Source organism: Kitasatospora sp. SC0581 (assembly GCF_048159585.1).
Lineage (GTDB): Bacteria > Actinomycetota > Actinomycetes > Streptomycetales > Streptomycetaceae > Kitasatospora.
Genome location: NZ_JBLRWA010000004.1, coordinates 339932 through 356874, shown reverse-complemented (window position 1 = coordinate 356874; position 16943 = coordinate 339932). Strand labels below are relative to the sequence as shown.

Sequence of the window (16943 nt, the reverse complement as noted above, 5' to 3'; positions counted from 1 at the left end):
GGCCTGCGCCCCGCGAGGGGCTGTCAGGCGATCTCCATCTGAGCCATCATGCCCATCGCGGAGTGGTCCAGCAGGTGGCAGTGGTAGGGGTAGCGGCCGCGGTAGGAGTCGAAGGTGGCCTGCAAGCGCACGCTCTCGCCGGGCATCAGGCGCACGGTGTCCTTGAGGCCGCCCTCCTCGGGGCCGGGGGGTGCGCCGTTGCGCTGCAGGACGCGGAACTGCACCAGGTGCAGGTGGAAGTTGTGCGGGATGTCGGTGTTGGCGTTGTGGACCGTCCAGATCTCCGAGGTGCCGAAGGCGACGGCGGCGTCGACGCGGGCGGGGTCATACTGCCGGCCGTCGATCAGGCCGAGCGGGGCCACGCCCGCGCCGCCCTCCTCGACCTTCAGCACGATGGTGCGCTCGCGGGCCACCGGGCCCAGCGGGGGCAGGGTGCGCAGCCGGTCGGGGACGCTGGAGGGGTCGGGGGCGGGGCGGCCGACGTCGAAGCGCAGGACCTGGCCGATGTGTTCGGCGGGGCCGGGCGGCATGGAGTTGGTGAGCACGACGCTGGTGCCGGGGCGGTAGCGGGAGAAGTCGATGACGACGTCGGCGCGCTCGCCGGGTGACAGGTCGACGGTGTCGGTGGTGTGGGGGCGTTCCAGCAGGCCGCCGTCGGAGCCGATCTGGGTGATGGGGCCGCCGTCGGCCAGGCGCAGGGAGAAGAAGCGCAGGTTGGAGGAGTTGAGCAGGCGGATGCGGTAGCGGCGGGCGGCGACGTCGACCTTGGGCCAGGGGCGGCCGTTGGCGAGGACGGTGGCGCGGCCCTCGGCGTCGTCCATCCGGTAGACGAGGTTGCCGGCGGTGTCGAAGCGGGCGTCGCGCAGGGCGATGGGCAGGTCGTAGCGGCCGGCGGGCAGCGGCAGGGAGGCCTCGGTGGCGTCGGTGAGCAGGTAGGTGCCGGCCAGGCCGCGGTAGACGTGCTCGGACTCCAGGTGGTGGGCGTGGTCGTGGAACCACAGGCTCGCGTGGGGCTGGTCGTTGGGGTAGGTGTAGGTGCGGGTGGCGCCGGCGCCCAGCAGGTTCATCGGGCCGCCGTCGCTGTCGACGGGGACGGCGGAGCCGTGCAGGTGGACGGAGACCGGGTCGTCGAGCAGGTTGGTCTGGCGGACGACCACCGGGCGCCCGGAGCGGGCGCGGATGACGGGGCCGGGGAAGGCGCCGTTGTAGGTGAGGACCTCGGTGCGGCGGCCGGGCAGGACGCGGGCGTAGGAGCGCAGCATGGTCACCGCGTAGGTGTCGGCGCCGCCGTCGGTGGAGACGGGGCTGAGCACCGGGGGCAGCGGCAGGGCGGTGGTGAACTTCTCCGCGAGCGCGGGGCCGGCGTCGGGGCCGGGGTCGGGGGCGGCGGCGCCGGCCGGGTGGGCGTGGCCGGCGTCCTTGGCGGCGGCGGCCGCGGTGGTGGCGGCGGAGGGGGCCGGGCGCAGCGTGGTGCGCACGAGCAGGACTCCTCCCCCGGTCGCCAGGGCGGCGCCGATCATCCTGCGTCTGGTCACCATCGCGTCGTTCCTCCCGCGTGAGCTCCCCCGGCCTCGCCCGGGTGGGGTGGGGCGGCCTTGTCCGGGGGTGATTGCAGCAGCGGCGGCTCGGGTCCCGGTGGGGTCCGGCTGGGGCCGTACGGGGCGGTGCGGGGGGCGGTGCGGGGGTGCCCGCGGCGGGGGCCGGGGCGGTGCGGGTGGGGCCGGCGGGCGGTGCGGTGGGTGAGCTGCGGGTGTTGCGGGCGCCTTGCGGGCGGTGGCCACGGTGGCTGCGGACGCGGTCGAGGAACGCTCAAGGACTCGGACGCGGTGAACGCTCGTACTCGCCAGGGGCCCGGCGTGCTGCTCACCCGCGCGTCGGCCCCCCGTTGTCGAAGGACTTGAGGGGAAGGGCCTGAGCGTGGACCTGCGGTACTGGCTGCCGAAGGCGGCCGAGGTGGCCGAGCGGTGGGGCGAGCGGTTCGGGCCGCTGGAGCCGCACCCCTCGCACCTGGTGGACGAGGCGGCGTTCGCGGCCGCCTTCGAGCGCTTCGCCGAGCGCCTGGAGCACAACTACCCGTTCTTCCATCCGCGCTACGCCGGGCAGATGGTCAAGCCGCCGCACCCGGCGGCGGTGGTGGGCTACCTGACGGCGATGCGCTTCAACCCCAACAACCACGCCTACGAGGGCGGACCGGCCACCAACGACATGGAACGCGAGTGCGTCGCGCAGCTCGCCGCCATGTTCGGGCTGCCCGCGCACGTGGGCCACCTGACCAGCAGCGGCACCATCGCCAACCTGGAGGCGCTGTACGTGGCGCGCCAGAGCCACCCGGGCCTGGGGGTGGCGTACAGCCGCGAGGCCCACTACACCCACAGCCGGATGTGCCACGTGCTGGGCGTCCAGGGGCACGCGGTGGCGGCGGACGCCGAGGGCCGGATGGACACCGGGGCGCTGGAGGAGCTGCTGCGCACCGGGCGGGTCGGCACGGTGGTGGTCACCTGCGGCACCACCGGTGCGGGCGCCGTCGACCCGGTGCACGAGATCCTGCCGCTGGCCCGCCGCTACGGGGCGCGGGTGCACGTGGACGCCGCCTACGGCGGGTTCTTCGCGCTGCTGGCCTCCGACGACGCGCTCGCCGCCTCCCTCGACGTGGACACGGCGCCGTGGCGGGCGATCGCCGGCTGCGACTCGGTGACCGTCGACCCGCACAAGCACGGCCTGCAGCCGTACGGCTGCGGGGCGGTGCTGTTCGCCGACCCGGACATCGGGCGGCACTTCGCCCACGACTCCCCGTACACCTACTTCACCGACGCCGAGCTGCACCTGGGCGAGATCAGCCTGGAGTGCTCGCGCGCCGGGGCCTCGGCCGCCGCCCTGTGGCTGACCCTGCAGCTGCTGCCGCTCACCGCGCGGGGGCTGGGCGCGGGGCTGGCCGCGAGCCGGCGCGCCGCCCTCGCCTGGGCGCGGCGGATCGAGGACAGCGCGGAGCTGACGCTCTACCAGCGGCCGCAGCTGGACATCGTCACCTACTTCCCCACCGTCGCCGGTGCGCCCGCGCTGTCGGCGGTCGACGCCGCGAGCGAGCGGGTCCTGCGCCAGGGCATGGCCGACGAGCACGACCCCGTCTACCTGAGCGTGCTGCGCGTGGACGCCGCCGACTTCACCCGCCGCCACCCGGGGGTTCGCGCGGACGCGGACGGGGCGCGGGTGCTGCGCAGCGTGCTGATCAAGCCGGAGGCGGAGGGGTGGGTGGCGCCGCTGCACGCGCGGGTGGCGGCGCTGGCCGCCTCGGCGACCGGTTCCCCCGCTTCTACCGTTCCGTCCGCTCCTTCTGCTCCGTCTGCTCCGTCCGCTCCCTGTGTTCCGTCCACTCCTTCGGCTCCTTCCCCTTCGTCCGCCCCCTCGTTCGAGGAGAGTGCCCGTTGACCACCGCCACCGCCCTGCCCGCCGCCGCGGGCACCGCCTTACCGCCCCCCGGGCCGGCCGACAGCGCCGTACGGCCGGTCGTGCGCCCCGCCCGCCCGGGCGAGGAGGACGCCCTGGCCCGCGCGCTCGCCGACGCCTTCGCCGACGACGCGCTGATGCTCTGGGCCTTCCCCGACCCCGACCACCGCGCCCGCGTCCTGCCCGCCTTCTTCCGCGTCCACGTCGAGCAGTGCCTGGCCCACGGGGGCGCGCTGGCCGTCCACCGGGCCGCCGGCGACGGCGCCACGGACGACGGCGCCGAGGACGGCGAACCGCTGGGGGCGCTGCTGTTCCTGCCGCCCGGCCGCTGGGAGGCCCCGGGCCCGCGCGACGGCGCCGCCACCGCCGCCCTGGCCGAGGCGATCGACGCCGCCGGCCACGGCGAACCGGCCCGCCGCCTGGCCGCCATCACCCGCCTGCAGACCCTGCGCCACCCGCGCCACCGCTCCCACCACTACCTCGCCTTCGTCGGGGTACGCCCCGGCGCCCGCGGCACCCGCGCCGGCCGGGCCCTGCTGCACGCCTTCCTCACCGAGGTCGACACCGCCGGCCAGGCCGCCTACGCCGAGACCAGCTCCCCGTCCGGCGCCCGCCTGCTCGCCTGCGGCGGCTTCGCCCGCTTCGGCGAGGCCCTCGCCCTGCCCGGCGGCGGACCCCGCCTGGCCCCGGTCTGGCGGGGGCCCCGATGACCGCCCCCGCCGCCGTCGCCCCCACCGCTCCCGCCGCTGCGGCCGCCGTCACCGGGGCGCTGCGCGTGTACAGCGCCGAGCACATCGACGCCGGCCGCGCCGCCGCGAGCCCCGAGGCCGCCGAGACCCTCGCCTGGGCCCGCGCCTTCCTCACCACCGCCCACCCCGACCTCGGCCGCAGCGGCCCGGTCTGCCCCTACACCCAGCCCTCGCTGCGCCGCGGCCTGTTCCACATCGCCGTCGCCGACACCTCCCCCGGCGCCTCCCCCGGCGGGGACCTGCCCGCGCTGGTGGCCGAACTGCGCGCCCACTACGACGCGTTGCTCGCCGACCTGGCGGAGGAGTCCGACCGCGAGCTGCTGACCGTCCTGCTGGTGCTGCCCCAGCTGGACCGCGAGGACTCCACCGTGCTGGACGAGCTCCAGCGCAAGGCCAAGGACGAGTTCGTCGAACAGGGCCTGATGATCGGCCAGTTCCACCCGGTCTGCGAGGAACCCGGCCTGTGGAACCACTCCTTCCGGCCGCTGCGCGCCCCCGTCCCGCTGCTCGCGGTGCGCAAACTGCTGGTCTTCGACCTGCCGTTCCTCACCGGCGACGAGACCCACCTGAACCACTACCTGGCCCGCTTCGCCCCCGAGGTCCCCGCCCGCATCCGCGCCCAGCTGGTCACCAGCGTCCGCGCCCGCCGGCAGGGCACCGCCGCCTGACCCCCTCCCCCCTGCGCGCGCGGAGCCCGGCCGGCGCCCGGCTCCGCGCGCGCCCCCACGGGAGGAAGCAACGTCCCCGTGGAACACGGCACCACGGCGCCGAGCGCGGCGGCCATATCGCACGAACTCCCCTAGGGAGAACGGAAGTTCGGCCGCGACGGGACGACGGGCGCGGGCCACCCGACCACCGCGAACAGCCGCGTCCCCGGCCGGCCGGGGACGCGCGCAACCCGGCGCGCCGCCAAGCCCGTTCACCGACCAGGCCCCCGCTGCCCGCCCGCGGCACACGGCACCGAGCCGCCCCCGCGCCCTCCGGGCGGAAGGGCCCCGGCTCCCGGCCCGCCGGGGCGGCGCACCAGGATGGGCCCATGGACGACCTCCTGCGCTTCCTGCGCGCACGCAACGAGGAAGACAACCACGCCTATGCCTACGTGGCGCACGTCTTCGGCCCCGAGGCGCTCCTCGACAGCCACCTGCCCATGCTCGACCTGGTCGACCAGCTGGCCCAGGAGGGCATCGCGATGGACCCTTCGGACCCCCGCGCCGCCGGCCTCGCGTACGCGCTGCGCGTCCTCGCGCAGTCCTACCACGACCACCCCGGCTACCGGGAGCAGTGGCGCCCCTGACCGGCCGGAGGCGGCCGGGAGCGGCCGGAGGCGGGGCCGACGGCGGCCGCCCGCCCGGGTTCGGTAGCCTCCGGGGATGGCCGCCTCCCCGCACCCCGTCCGGCTCACCACCCAGCTCGTCGACGGACTCGTCTGCGCCTACGCCCCGGCCGCCGGCGCCGTGGGCGTGCTGTCGCCCGCGGTGGCCTGCCGGCCGGTTCCCGGGGACGGGGTGGTCGCCCACGCCGTCGCCGCCGACCTGCGGCACGCCTACTACACGACGCTCCACGCGGCCGTCTGCGTGACGGCCGACGGCGCGGAGGTCTGGCGCACGCCCTTCGAACCGGCGGCGGACAACGCCCACGGCCACCTGCCAGACTGCGAACTGTCCCCGGACGGGCGGGTGTTGTGGGTCTACCGGCCCGACGCCATGGCGGGCCGCGACCGGCCGGACCAGTGGGTCGCCGTGGACGCCGCGAGCGGGGCGGTCCTCGCCCGGGCCGACCTGGAGACGGTCGGGCACGGCGGCGTGCAGCTGGCGCACCCGGCGAGCGGCGGGATGCTCCTCAACGTGGGCGAGGGGCAGGACGGCACCGCCGTCTACCGCGCGTCGCTGGCCGGCGGCCGGCTGGAACTCCTCCGCTACCCGTGGGACGACCGCTGCCTCATCGACCTGTCCCCCGACGGGCACCGCTTCCTGACCGTCGACCACGCCCAGAGGGACCTCGCCGTCCACGCCTTCCCCGGCGGCGAGACGGTGTTCACCCTCACCGTCGACGACTTCGGGCACGACCCGGACACGGTCTTCCTGGAGTGGAGCGGCGGCCACCTCACCCCGGACACCCTCGTGGCCACCCTCGTCGGCGAGACCGAGGACGAGGAGGACTGGTTCCGCCACTACCGCGTCGACGCCCGCACCGGCCGCGTCCACGGCGAGTTCGACGCCCACGCGGCGGACCCGTACGACCTGCGGCCGCTCGGCGACGGCTCCTGGCTCACCACCGGCCCCGGCGGCCACCCGGTGCGCCGCACCGCCTCCTGACGCCCTGACCCGGTGCCGCCGGCCCGGTCAGGCCGTCGGCGACGACCCCAGGTCGGCGGGGACGAGGGAGTACAGGACGAGGTCGGTGCGGCCGTGGTGGGTGAAGCCGGCGTTGCGCAGCACGCCCTCCTCGCGCAGGCCGGCGTTCAGGGCGGTGCGGCGGGAGGCGGTGTTGGCGGTGGCGGCCTTGAGCTCCAGGCGTTCGAAGGCCTGCGCGGTGAGCAGCCAGTGCGCCAGGGCGCGGGTGGCTTCGGCGGCGATGCCCCGGCCTCGTGCCCAGGGGGCGACCCAGTAGCCGGCTTCGGAGCTGCGGGAGCGCCAGTCGGTCTTCTTCAGGCCGACGGTGGCGGCCAGGCGCCCGTTCGTGCGCTCGGTGACGGCGAAGTGGATGCCGTCGCCGGTGGTGCGCAGGTCGTGGGCGGTGCGGGTGCACCAGGTGTGGGCGTCCTCGCGGGTGTAGGGGCGGGGCAGCGGCAGCCAGTGCTGGGTGAGGTCGTCGGCGCAGGCGGCGCGGGTGTCGTCGGTGTCGTCGGCGGTGAAGGGGCGCAGGGTCAGGCGCGGGGTGTGCAGCACCGTCCGGGGGAAGGCGTGGGTCATGGGGTCGTGTCGTTCCTTCCCGGTCAGGCGGCGGACAGGTGCAGGGTGAGGGGCGGGCCGGGGGTGGCGGGTGTCCAGCCGTTCGCCCGGGCGGTGCGGATGCCCGCGGCGACTTCGCGTGGCAGGACGAGGTCCGTCGCCACCGTCTCGGGGGTGCGGAGGGTGGGGCGGCCGGTGTCCACGACGAGTGTCGTTCCGGGGTGCGTGGCGTGCTCGGCGGCGTAGCCGAGGGTGGTGCCCTCGTAGTCGCAGCACCAGTGTTGGCGGGTCACGCGCCAGCGGTACTCCTCGCCGTCGACGGCGATGCGCCGCGTGCCCTTCCTCGCCAGTGCCACTGGTACCCCGCCCTCCGGTCGTCGGCTTGCTGGAAGGCAGTCTCCCGGGGCGGCGCCGCGCCTGTCACCGCGTTTTTCCGCAGGGCGGTGACGGCGTCGGCTAGCGCGCCAGGCGCCTGAGCAGGGCGGAGGCGGCGGCGATGCCGGCCACGGTGGCGAGGGCGAGGACGGCGAAGTCCAGGGGCAGGTGGGAGGGGGTGCCGATGAGCAGGCCGCGCAGGGCGTCGACCTGGTAGCTGAGCGGGTTGGCCTTGCTGACGGCCTGGAGCCAGCCGGGCATCAGGTCGACGGGGTAGAGGGCGTTGGAGCCGAAGAACAGCGGCATGGTGATGGCCTGGCCGATGCCCATCAGGCGGTCGCGGGTGAGGACGATGCCGGCGATGGCCATCGACAGGCAGGAGAAGAACGCCGAGCCGAGCAGGACGACGGCCACGACGCCGAGCAGTCGCAGCGGGTTCCAGGTCATGGCGACGCCGAGGGCGGCGGCGATCAGTACGACCACGACGGCTTGCAGGAGTGCCTTCACCCCGGCGGCGAAGGCCTTGCCGGTGACGAGGGCGGCGCGCGGGGTGGGGGTGACGAGCAGTTTGGTGAGGACGCCGGAGTCCCGCTCCCAGATGATCATGATGCCGTAGAAGATCGCGATGAACATCGCGGACTGGGCGATGATGCCGGGCGCGAGGTAGTCCAGGTACGGGATGCCGCCGGTGGGGATGGCCTTGAGGCGGGTGAAGGTCTCGCCGAAGATCAGCAGCCACAGGGCGGGCTGGACGGCCCGGGTGTAGAGCTCGGTGCGGTCGTGGCGCAGCTTCTGCAGTTCGACGGCGCACATCGCGCCGATGCGGGCGGGAACCAGGCGCCAGCCGGTGCGGGCGCGCGGGGGCACCAGCAGCAGGGAGAGGTCGGGGCCGGCGGCGGGGCGGTGGGCGGGGGGTTCAGCCGACGCGGCCTGCGGTGCGGCGGGTACGGCGGACATCGCTGAAGTCTCCTTCGGTGGCGTCGGCCAGCTGCCGGCCGGCGAAGTGGCGGAAGACGTCGTCGAGGCTGGGCGCGGCCTGGGCCGGGTCGGTGCGCCGTACCTGGTCCTTGAGTTCGGCGGGTGTGCCGAGCGCGCGGACGCGGCCGCGGTCCATGAGGGCGATGCGGTCGCAGTGGCGGTCGGCCTCGTCCATGTAGTGGGTGGTGACCAGGACGGTCATGCCGGTGGCGGCGCGTACGGCGTCGACGCGTTCCCACACGCCGGTGCGGGCGATCGGGTCCAGGCCGATGGTGGGTTCGTCCAGGACGAGCAGGCGCGGGGCGCTGACCAGGGCCTGGGCGAGTTCGAGGCGGCGCACCATGCCGCCGGAGTAGGTGGCGGCCATGCGTTCGGCGGCCTCGGTGAGGTCGACGGCGGCCAGCGCCTGGTCGACGCGGGCGGCGCGTTCGCGGCGCGGGACGTCGAAGACGCGGGCGAACAGGGCGACGTTCTCGCGTCCGGTCAGCCCGGCGTCGGCGGACAGCTGCTGGGGGACGTAGCCGAGCAGGCGGCGCACCTGCATGGGGTGGCGGGTGGCGTCGTGGCCGAAGACGCGGACCATGCCGGCGCCGACGGGCAGCAGGGTGGTGATCGCGCGGATGGTGGTGGTCTTGCCGGCGCCGTTGGGGCCGAGCAGGCCGAACACCTCGCCGGTGCGGACGGTGAGGTCGATCCGGTCGACGGCCCGGGTGGCCTTCCCTCGGCCGTGGCGGAAGGTGTACTCCAAGCCCCGGCAGGCCACCGCGTCCGCGGCCTCCCTGGTGTCCCCGGCGTTCCCGGTGTCCCGGGTGTCCTCGGTGGTCATCGTTCCTCCTCCCCCGGCGGGGTGCGCAGGCCCTCGGCGACCTGCCGCAGGGCGGGCAGGGCGGCGGCCAGGGCCTCGCGCTCGCGCGGCGGCAGGCCGGCGACGATGTCGCCCATCAGCGCGCGGCGGCGCCGGCGCCAGGCCTCGATGCGTTCGACGGCCTCCGGGGTGGCGTGCAGGAGGGCGGCGCGCCGGTCGGCGGGGTCGCTCTCGCGGCGCAGCAGGTTCCGGGCGACGAGCTGGTTGACGAGGGTGGACACGGAGTTGCCGGCCAGGCACAGCTCCTCGGCGGCCTCGGAGACGCGCAGTCCGGGGCTGTCCATCACCAGGCGCAGCAGTTCGACCTGGGCACCGCGCAGGCGGGGTTCGTCCGTCGCCTGCCGCAGGCGGCGGCGGACCAGGCGCTGGATGCCGACGAGGAGGGTGGAGAACTCGTCCGCCAGCGCGACGTCGAGCGTTTCGGGCCCTGTCGCGGTCATACCCTCATTTTAGCTCTCAGTAAGAGCTATCTGTCGAGAGCGCGGATCCCCCTCCGCCCGCGCGCCCCCTTCCTGGGCTGCGCGCCCTGTCTACTGGCTGCGCGCCCCCTGGCCCGCCCCTTTCGGCGGGCCGCCCGCGCGCGGGAAGTCGGCCCCGCCGACTTCCCGCTCCACCGGGCGGCGGGAGGTGATCGTCCGTCACCGGGGAGATCCGATGGAGGTGTTGCGCCCCCGGCGGGAGGGTGTCGTACGGCGCTGGCATGCTGATCGGATCACAACGGTTGTCGCCGGGATGGGGGGCAGATGTCGGACAGGGTCATGCCGATGCGCACGGCACCGCGCTTGGGCACGGTCAACGGGTTCGGGCGGACGATGCTGGGCAAGACGCGGCCGGACGCCCAGGGGGCCTGCTTCGCCACCCACTGGTTCACCATGCTGATGCTGCCGATCCGGCCGCTGGGACGCTACTACGTCAAGGAGGGCGAGACGGTCGACGTCTCCGGGCGGCACGGCTCCTCGACGAGCACCACGCAGTACGTGTTCCTGGGCCGGGCCGAACTGCGCATGAGCGAGGTGATCCGCACCTACCTGTTCTGCTGGCTGGTGGCGCCCCTCGTCATCGCCGGTCCCGTGACGCTCTTCGGGATCAACAGCGACGCGTTCAGCCACGCGCACCCGATCGTCTTCATCGTGCTGCTGCTCGCGATCCCGATCGTCTGCATGATCGCGCTGGCGTGGATGCTGGTGCTCAACGAGAAGTTCCTGGCACCGGCGCGGATACCGCAGTGGGTCGAGGCCCGGCCGGCGAACCGGCGGGACTGAACGGACGGGGCCACCCCGCTCAAGGCAGCCCGGGTGGCCCTGGACAGGTGCGGAGGACCGGGGGCAGGATCCGGGCATGCCGTCCGACGAGCCGTTGTCCGAGGAAGAACTGTCCGCGATCGAGCTGCGCGCCGGCGCCGCGACACCGGGGCCGTGGGTCGCCCGGCTGGAGACCCGCCAGGGGATCGGCGGCGCGAGCTTCGTCCAACTGCGCCCCGACGCGCCGCGGGACGACGAGTTCCACCTGACCCGGACCACCGACGGCCGCACCCGGACGGGACCGGACCCCGCGACGGACGCGGACCTCGACTTCATCGCCGCCGCCCGCCAGGACGTGCCACGACTGGTCGACGAGGTCAGGCGGCTGCGGGAAGCCCTGGAGCGGGCACAGCCGGCCGGCTGACGGCCACACGGAGCAGCCGCCCCGGGGAACCGGGGAGCCGCCGGGAGTGGAAAGTCGGCCCCGCCGACTTCCCACTCCCCCACGACGGTCGCGGCGGCCCCGGCAGGCCGGGCCTGCGCGTACGGGCTCCGGGACGGTTGTCGGTGCCGGGTGGCAGGCTGCGCCCATGAGTTACGACCTTGCGGTCTGGGAGGGCGAGCGCCCCGCGGACGACGCCGCGGCGGGCCGGTGCTTCGACGACCTGTACGAGCGGTACCTCGGCACGGACGAGGAGAACCTTCCGCCGACCGAGCGGATCGCGGCCTTCGTGGCCGCGCTGCTGGAGCGGTGGCCCGACCTCGCCGAGGACGAGGACGACACCTCGCCGTGGTCGACCGGCCCGCTGATCGGGGAGGCGAGCGGCCCGCTGATCTACTTCCCGATCCGCTGGAGCATGGTGGAGGAGGCCTGCGTCCACATCGCGAAGGTGGCGTCCTCGATGGGCCTCACCTGCTTCGACCCGCAGTCGCAGTGCCTCTGGCCCTGACCCCCGCACGGCAGGCGGCCGACGGCTGACGGCTGCCACCGCGGAGCCCCGAGGAGTGGGAAGTCGGCCCCGCCGACTTCCCACTCCCCCACCAGCGGCCGGGCGCGTGGAAAACCGCAGGACACCGCGGGAAATCACGACAGAAGGTGTCGGGTTTCGCGGGGACAGTAGGGGGCGCCGGTCGGTGTCGTGGTGGCACGAGCCGGGACGACGGACAGACAAGGACCCCCCATGCGCGAAACACCCGACGAGCTCCACCGGCTCCAGGCCCTCCTCGACGCCTCGCTCGCCCGCTCCACCGCGCACCTGCGGTCGATCATCAACAGCGAGCGCACGCTCACCGCCGACCAGCTCACCGGTGTGCTCACCGGCATGTGCACGCTCGCGCTGTCCACGGTGACGGCGAAGGGCGAGCCGCGGATCAGCGGCGTGGACGGGCACTTCCTGCACGGCATGTGGCACTTCGGCACCGCGCGCGGCGCCGCCAAGGCCCGGCACCTCGCCGCCCGGCCCGCCGTCAGCGCCGCGCACCTGCGCGGGGAGGACCTGGGCGTGTTCACCCACGGCACCGCGGAGGTCCTCAACCCGCACGGCGGCGAGCCGGCCGCCGACTGGCCGGAACTGCTCGCGTACTTCCGGGACTTCTACGGCCCCGACGCCTTCGACTGGGACAACGACGTCGTCTACTACCGGCTGCACCCGCAGTGGATGACCGCGTTCGCCCCCGACCCCGCCAAGCTCGACGCGGCCGCCGACGAGGCCTGACCCCGCCCGCACCGGGCCCGCCCGCGCCCGGCCCCGGGCCCGGCGACAATGGAGCCGGGCCACCGCACACGCGGGCGGGCCCACCAGGCCCACCAGGCGACACCAGGCAGGCGACGGAAGGGGCGACGTGCGGGCGAGCCGGGCCATCGCGCTGCTGCTGCTCCTGCAGAGCCGGCGGACGATGACCGCCACGGAGCTCTCGGCCGAGCTGGAGGTCTCCGAGCGCACCGTGCAGCGCGACGTCGCCGCGCTGGTGGAGGCCGGGGTGCCGGTGTACGCGGAGCGCGGCCGCGGCGGCGGCTACCGGCTCGTCGACGGCTACCGCACCCGCCTCACCGGCCTCGAACGCGCCGAGGCCGAGGTCCTGCACCTGGCCGGGCTGCCGGGCCCGCTGCGCGACATGGGCCTGGCGGGGCAGGCCCTCGCCGCCCGGCTGAAGGTCGCCGCCGCCCTGGGCGACGCCCCCGCGGCCGCCGCCCGGCGCTTCCACCTCGACGCGCCGGCCTGGTTCCGCGACGCCCCGACCCCCGCGCTGCTCGCCGAGGTGTCGCGCGCCGTGTGGGAGGACCGTGTCCTGCACGCCCGCTACGCGGCGCGCTCCGGCACCCGGGAGCGGCGGCTGGAGCCGTACGGCCTGGTCCTGAAGGCCGGGCAGTGGTACCTCGCGGCGCGCGGCACCTCCGGCCGGGTCGGCTCGTACCGCGTCGACCGCTTCGAGAGCGCCGAGGCCGGCGACGAACGGTTCGAGCGCGACCCGGAGTTCGACCTCGCCGCCTACTGGGCCGCGGCGGCCCGGGAGTTCACCCGCGCCATGCTGCGCGAGCGGGCGGTGGTGCGGCTGAGCCCGTTCGCCGTCGAGAACCTCGCCGCCCTGCTGGAGCCGACCGCCGCCGCCGACGCGCTGGCCACCGCGGGCCCGGCGGACGCCGACGGCTGGGTCACCGCGACCCTGCCGGTCGAGAGCTGGGACATCGGCTACCTCGAACTGCTGCGCCTGGGCCCGGAGGCCGAGGTCCTCCACCCGCCCGAACTGCGCTCCCGCCTGGCCGAGGCGACCCGCCGCGCCGCCGCCCTCTACACCTGACCGCCCCGCCCCCCGACCGGCCCCCCGGAGCGGGCCCGCCGCCGTCCGCGCCGCCCGGGATAGGTTTCCCCCTGCCGCACACGGCACTTCGCGAGAGGGGGCGTACGGGGTGACGGACGGACCCGCGGACCGGCCCGCCGAGTCGTTCGTCCGGCTCGGCGGACGCCGGTTCGCCTACCTGGACTTCGGCGGCCCCGGGCCGGCCGTGCTCGCCCTGCACGGGCACTTCGGGCGGGGCCGGATCTTCGCGCCGCTGGCCGCCGCGCTCGCCGGCCGCTACCGGGTCCTCGCCCTCGACCAGCGCGGGCACGGACTGTCCGACAACGGGGGCGAGTTCACCCCGGACGCCTACGCGGCCGACGCGGCGGCGTTCCTGGAGGCGCTCGGCCCGGTACCGGCCGCCGTGCTGGGGCACTCGATGGGCGGCGCGGTCGCCTTCCACCTCGCCCACCGGCGCCCCGACCTCGTGGCGGCGCTCGTGGTCGCCGACATGACGACGCTCAACCGGGAGCCCGAGACCCGCCCCGTCCTGGACGTGTCCGGCTGGCCCCGCCGGGCCCCGACCCGCCGCGCCCTGGCCCGGGCGCTGGCGGAACGCGGCGTCCCGGCCGGCTACTTCATGGACAGCGCCGCCGAGTTCCCCGACGGCTGGGGCTTCCTCTTCGACACCGCCGACATGACGGCCTCCCAGGCCGCCCTCACCGGCGACTTCACGGCCGTCTGGAACGCCTCCGCCCAGCCCGCCCTGCTCCTGCGGGCCGCCGACAGCTTCCTCCTCACCCCCGCCACCGCACGCCGGATGGCCCGCGAACGCCCGAACACCCGCCTGACGGAGATCCCGGACAGCGGGCACTGGCTCTACGCGGACGCCCCCGACGCCTTCGCCCACCAGGTCCGCGCCTTCCTCGACCACGCCCACCCGGCGGGCCCCGCACCCGCGGCCGGATGACCCGCACCACCCGGCACGAGGGCCCGGGCAGCCCGTACGGCAACGGCCGCACCCGCGGCCCCGGCCGCGCCTTCGGAACCACGACCGGAACGCCTTGTTCACCTGCGGGAGAGGAACCCGGCCGCTAGAGTCGCGTTCATGACAGACCGCCGCCGGTTCGCGCGGCCCGGGTCTTCGGCCGCACACCGGCGGCAGCACGCGGTCCATCCCGTTCCACCGCACCACCGGCCCGCCCGGCCCGATCCGGCGTGATCCGCATCGCGGCAGGCCGGCCGCCATGTCGCCGAGCAGACGAGGGAACCCGTGTCATGACCATCCGCACCGCCCTCCACCGCACAGCCGCCGCGGCAGCAGCGGCCGCGCTCGCCACCGGGGCACTGCTGGCAGCCCCGGCCGCCGCCGCACCCGCCCCCACGCCCGCGCCCGCCGTCACCCCGCCTATCACCGTGCTGGCCACCGGCATGCCCGACAAGCCCTTCAGCGATCCCACCGGCGTCAACAACGCCGATGTCGTCGTCGGCTACGCCTGGGCCGACGGACAGAGCAACCAGACCAGCGCGATCCGCTGGAACCCCGACCACCAGCCCACCACCCTGCCGCCACTGCCCGGCGAGGACTACGCGCGGGCCCTGGGGGTGAACGACGCCGGCACCGCCATCGGCACCTCCTGGCCCGCCCCCCGGGCCTACTCGACGGCCACCGCCGTGCGCTGGGCCGCCGACGGCACACCCACCGCCCTGCCCCCGCTGCCCGGCGACACCCACAGCAACCCCACCGCGATCGGCGGCAGCGGCATCGTGGTCGGCGCCTCCACCGACGCCGCCGGAAAGAGCCACGCCGTCGCCTGGCGCCCGGACGGCACCAGCGTCGCCCTCGCCCCCCTGCCCGGCGACGACAACGCCGTGCCCTACGACGTCAACAGCGCGGGCGTCGCGGTCGGCCAGTCCTACACCTGGACCGGGCTGCGGCACGGAACCGTCTGGAGCCCCGACGGCACCGCCACCGCGTTCGTGACCGACCCGGCCGCCGCCGCCAGCTCGGCAGACCGGATCAACGACGCCGGCGCCGTGGCCGGCAGGGTCTCCCTGCCGGAACCGGGCGTCGGGAGCGTCTGGCACGGCCTGCTCCGCTCGGCCGACGGCACCCTGCACGACCTGGGCCCGCGCACCTACCCCGGGGCGATCAACAGCTCGGGCGCCACCGTGGGCGACCACCAGCCGGACCCGGACCTCCCGCGGACGTACGCCGCACGGTGGAGCCCGGACGGCACCCTCACCCGGCTCGAACTGGACCGGCCCACGGTGGGCAGGACCACCGCCGCGGACATCAACGACTCCGGCACCGTGGCCGGCTACGCGTGGGACGGCATACCCTCCCGGCAGTACCAGTCGGGCAAGGTCTGGGCCCCCGACAACACCGTCACCGACCTCGACCCGGCCGACACCACCAACAGCGCCCGGTTCGTGAACAACACGGGCCTGGTGGTCGGCGTGCGAATGCTCCGGCCGCCGGGCAGCCTCTACCCCTACCGCCAGGCCGCCGTCTGGCGCCCGTGACACCCGGCCGCCCCCGCCCAGCCCCGGGTACGGCCCGGGACAAGGGGACGGGGCACCCCCGCGGGCGGGCGGCCGGATGACCCGCACCACCCGGCCGCTCCCGGCCGGGGCCGGGAGACCGCTCACCCAGGGGAGGCCGCCCCGGCGTTCTCCCGGCCGCGCCGGCTCTCCTCGTGCCACTGCCGGATGCCGCGGACGATGTCCTGGCCGATCCGGTCCAGCAGCGCGGCCGCGCCGTCCATCCGGGCTCCTGCCGCGGTGGCCGGGCCGAGCAGTTCGGCGCCGTGGCGGGTGATCCCGGCGAGCACCGCGTTGCGCTCGGCGCTGGCCAGCAGCGCGCGGTGCCAGACGTCGTCGTCGATGACGTACCGCTCGCGGCGGTTGCGCCCGTCGCGCTCCCGGCGGACCAGGGCCTGCACCTCCAGGTAGCCGACCGCCTTCGAGACGGACGCCGGGCTGACCCGCAGGCGCCGCACCAGCTCACCCGCCGTCAGGGCGCCGTCCTCGGTGAGCTGGAGGCAGACCAGCACCCGCGCCGTCATCCGGGGCATGCCGCCGATCGCCAGGAACTCGGCCAGCCGGTCACCGAACTGGCGGACCTCCTCCGTGTCGCGCCCGGGCACCGCCGGCTCCGGCACCGCCTCCCGGCCGGCCGCCGCCCGCCCGCGCCGGGAGCGCTGGACGGTGGCCCGCTGCGCCCGGTCGGCGCGGTAGCCGGACGGACCGCCGTTGCGGGCGATCTCCCGGGTGACGGTCGACGTCGGCCGCCCGAGCTGCCGGGCGATCTCGCCGTACCCCCACCCCTCGGCCAGCCCGGTGGCGATCCGGTGGCGCTCCTGCTGGGTCAGTCTGGCTCCGGGCATCCGTCCCCGCCCCTCCTCGGTCGGACTCGGTCGGCCCAGTATCGGCCGCCCCCGGCGACTGTTGCAATGGAACGCGGGCAGCTGTTGCATTCGTCGGCACAACCATTGCAAGGATATCCCCGCTCCCACCTGCACAGACCGTGCACGGCAATGGAGTTGACGTTGACCCGACCGTGAAGCGGCTCCTAGTTTCTTCCCAGGCCACGAACACCACGCCGAGGGGGAACACCAGC

Annotated in this window: 19 protein-coding genes; 12 read left to right on the top strand and 7 right to left on the bottom strand. The window is 75.6% G+C overall.

The annotated features are described in order from the left end of the window. Positions 1-23 precede the first annotated feature (23 nt). Entirely contained in the window at positions 24-1538 is a 1515-nt protein-coding gene (locus ACLWS4_RS10900; RefSeq protein ID WP_387968900.1) for a multicopper oxidase family protein, read from the bottom strand. A 379-nt stretch (positions 1539-1917) separates the two neighbouring features. On the opposite strand from ACLWS4_RS10900, the gene ACLWS4_RS10895 reads away from it, so the two are divergent. The 5 genes from ACLWS4_RS10895 (at position 1918) to ACLWS4_RS10875 (ending at position 6508) form a co-directional block, all read left to right on the top strand. After that, positions 1918-3426, top strand: coding sequence for a pyridoxal phosphate-dependent decarboxylase family protein (locus ACLWS4_RS10895; RefSeq protein ID WP_416873929.1), 1509 nt, complete (start codon positions 1918-1920; stop codon positions 3424-3426). Continuing rightward, positions 3423-4154, top strand: a complete 732-nt coding sequence (locus ACLWS4_RS10890; protein ID WP_416873928.1) for a hypothetical protein — start codon at positions 3423-3425, stop codon at positions 4152-4154. Before ACLWS4_RS10895 ends, ACLWS4_RS10890 begins: the two co-directional genes overlap by 4 nt. Further along, entirely contained in the window at positions 4151-4861 is a 711-nt protein-coding gene (locus ACLWS4_RS10885; RefSeq protein WP_416873927.1) for a DUF6875 domain-containing protein, read from the top strand. The genes ACLWS4_RS10890 and ACLWS4_RS10885 overlap by 4 nt, the downstream gene beginning before the upstream one ends. A 368-nt stretch (positions 4862-5229) precedes the next feature. Next, a complete protein-coding gene (locus ACLWS4_RS10880) occupies positions 5230-5487 on the top strand; it encodes a DUF6221 family protein (RefSeq protein ID WP_074006288.1) in 258 nt (85 codons plus the stop codon). A gap of 76 nt (positions 5488-5563) precedes the next feature. Then, complete coding sequence (locus tag ACLWS4_RS10875) at positions 5564-6508, top strand: hypothetical protein (RefSeq protein WP_416873926.1); 945 nt, start codon at positions 5564-5566, stop codon at positions 6506-6508. 27 nt (positions 6509-6535) lie between these two features. Here ACLWS4_RS10875 and ACLWS4_RS10870 read toward each other — a convergent pair whose 3' ends face one another. From ACLWS4_RS10870 to ACLWS4_RS10850, 5 genes are all read right to left on the bottom strand, one after another. Then, positions 6536-7105, bottom strand: a complete 570-nt coding sequence (locus ACLWS4_RS10870; RefSeq protein WP_416873925.1) for a GNAT family N-acetyltransferase — start codon at positions 7103-7105, stop codon at positions 6536-6538. A gap of 23 nt (positions 7106-7128) precedes the next feature. Beyond that, entirely contained in the window at positions 7129-7440 is a 312-nt protein-coding gene (locus ACLWS4_RS10865) for a hypothetical protein (RefSeq protein WP_416873924.1), read from the bottom strand. 100 nt (positions 7441-7540) lie between these two features. Then, positions 7541-8416, bottom strand: a complete 876-nt coding sequence (locus tag ACLWS4_RS10860) for an ABC transporter permease (RefSeq protein WP_117485393.1) — start codon at positions 8414-8416, stop codon at positions 7541-7543. Next, complete coding sequence (locus ACLWS4_RS10855; protein WP_416873923.1) at positions 8376-9263, bottom strand: ABC transporter ATP-binding protein; 888 nt, start codon at positions 9261-9263, stop codon at positions 8376-8378. The genes ACLWS4_RS10860 and ACLWS4_RS10855 overlap by 41 nt, the downstream gene beginning before the upstream one ends. Beyond that, entirely contained in the window at positions 9260-9742 is a 483-nt protein-coding gene (locus ACLWS4_RS10850) for a MarR family winged helix-turn-helix transcriptional regulator (protein WP_049656635.1), read from the bottom strand. The genes ACLWS4_RS10855 and ACLWS4_RS10850 overlap by 4 nt, the downstream gene beginning before the upstream one ends. A 324-nt stretch (positions 9743-10066) precedes the next feature. Between ACLWS4_RS10850 and ACLWS4_RS10845 the strand changes: the two genes are divergently transcribed. The 7 genes from ACLWS4_RS10845 (at position 10067) to ACLWS4_RS10815 (ending at position 15847) form a co-directional block, all read left to right on the top strand. Then, positions 10067-10564, top strand: a complete 498-nt coding sequence (locus ACLWS4_RS10845) for a hypothetical protein (protein WP_416873922.1) — start codon at positions 10067-10069, stop codon at positions 10562-10564. 76 nt (positions 10565-10640) lie between these two features. Further along, positions 10641-10967, top strand: a complete 327-nt coding sequence (locus ACLWS4_RS10840) for a hypothetical protein (RefSeq protein WP_117485396.1) — start codon at positions 10641-10643, stop codon at positions 10965-10967. Positions 10968-11133: 166 nt separating this feature from the next. Beyond that, positions 11134-11493, top strand: a complete 360-nt coding sequence (locus ACLWS4_RS10835; RefSeq protein WP_416873921.1) for a hypothetical protein — start codon at positions 11134-11136, stop codon at positions 11491-11493. Positions 11494-11724: 231 nt separating this feature from the next. Beyond that, positions 11725-12258 (top strand): pyridoxamine 5'-phosphate oxidase family protein, encoded by a 534-nt coding sequence (locus ACLWS4_RS10830; protein ID WP_416873920.1) that lies wholly within the window; start codon positions 11725-11727, stop codon positions 12256-12258. 127 nt (positions 12259-12385) lie between these two features. Continuing rightward, a complete protein-coding gene (locus ACLWS4_RS10825; protein WP_416873919.1) occupies positions 12386-13342 on the top strand; it encodes a helix-turn-helix transcriptional regulator in 957 nt (318 codons plus the stop codon). A gap of 109 nt (positions 13343-13451) precedes the next feature. Then, complete coding sequence (locus ACLWS4_RS10820) at positions 13452-14291, top strand: alpha/beta fold hydrolase (protein ID WP_416873918.1); 840 nt, start codon at positions 13452-13454, stop codon at positions 14289-14291. Positions 14292-14599: 308 nt separating this feature from the next. Beyond that, on the top strand, positions 14600-15847 hold the full coding sequence (locus ACLWS4_RS10815) for a hypothetical protein (protein ID WP_416873917.1): 1248 nt from the start codon (positions 14600-14602) through the stop codon (positions 15845-15847). Positions 15848-15969: 122 nt separating this feature from the next. Here ACLWS4_RS10815 and ACLWS4_RS10810 read toward each other — a convergent pair whose 3' ends face one another. Continuing rightward, the gene (locus tag ACLWS4_RS10810) at positions 15970-16710 is read right to left on the bottom strand and encodes a MarR family transcriptional regulator (RefSeq protein WP_416873916.1); all 741 of its coding nucleotides are present in this window, start codon (positions 16708-16710) and stop codon (positions 15970-15972) included. Positions 16711-16943: the final 233 nt, after the last annotated feature.

Excerpts from the sequence above, each read along its gene's own strand:
- ACLWS4_RS10845 (WP_416873922.1), top strand. The coding sequence starts at position 10,067 with ATGCGCACGGCACCGCGCTTGGGCACGGTCAACGGGTTCGGGCGGACG.
- ACLWS4_RS10875 (WP_416873926.1), top strand. The coding sequence starts at position 5,564 with ATGGCCGCCTCCCCGCACCCCGTCCGGCTCACCACCCAGCTCGTCGAC.
- ACLWS4_RS10870 (WP_416873925.1), bottom strand. The coding sequence starts at position 7,105 with ATGACCCACGCCTTCCCCCGGACGGTGCTGCACACCCCGCGCCTGACC.
- ACLWS4_RS10840 (WP_117485396.1), top strand. The coding sequence starts at position 10,641 with ATGCCGTCCGACGAGCCGTTGTCCGAGGAAGAACTGTCCGCGATCGAG.
- ACLWS4_RS10880 (WP_074006288.1), top strand. The coding sequence starts at position 5,230 with ATGGACGACCTCCTGCGCTTCCTGCGCGCACGCAACGAGGAAGACAAC.
- ACLWS4_RS10855 (WP_416873923.1), bottom strand. The coding sequence starts at position 9,263 with ATGACCACCGAGGACACCCGGGACACCGGGAACGCCGGGGACACCAGG.
- ACLWS4_RS10815 (WP_416873917.1), top strand. The coding sequence starts at position 14,600 with ATGACCATCCGCACCGCCCTCCACCGCACAGCCGCCGCGGCAGCAGCG.
- ACLWS4_RS10885 (WP_416873927.1), top strand. The coding sequence starts at position 4,151 with ATGACCGCCCCCGCCGCCGTCGCCCCCACCGCTCCCGCCGCTGCGGCC.
- ACLWS4_RS10830 (WP_416873920.1), top strand. The coding sequence starts at position 11,725 with ATGCGCGAAACACCCGACGAGCTCCACCGGCTCCAGGCCCTCCTCGAC.
- ACLWS4_RS10850 (WP_049656635.1), bottom strand. The coding sequence starts at position 9,742 with ATGACCGCGACAGGGCCCGAAACGCTCGACGTCGCGCTGGCGGACGAG.
- ACLWS4_RS10810 (WP_416873916.1), bottom strand. The coding sequence starts at position 16,710 with ATGCCCGGAGCCAGACTGACCCAGCAGGAGCGCCACCGGATCGCCACC.
- ACLWS4_RS10835 (WP_416873921.1), top strand. The coding sequence starts at position 11,134 with ATGAGTTACGACCTTGCGGTCTGGGAGGGCGAGCGCCCCGCGGACGAC.
- ACLWS4_RS10860 (WP_117485393.1), bottom strand. The coding sequence starts at position 8,416 with ATGTCCGCCGTACCCGCCGCACCGCAGGCCGCGTCGGCTGAACCCCCC.
- ACLWS4_RS10900 (WP_387968900.1), bottom strand. The coding sequence starts at position 1,538 with ATGGTGACCAGACGCAGGATGATCGGCGCCGCCCTGGCGACCGGGGGA.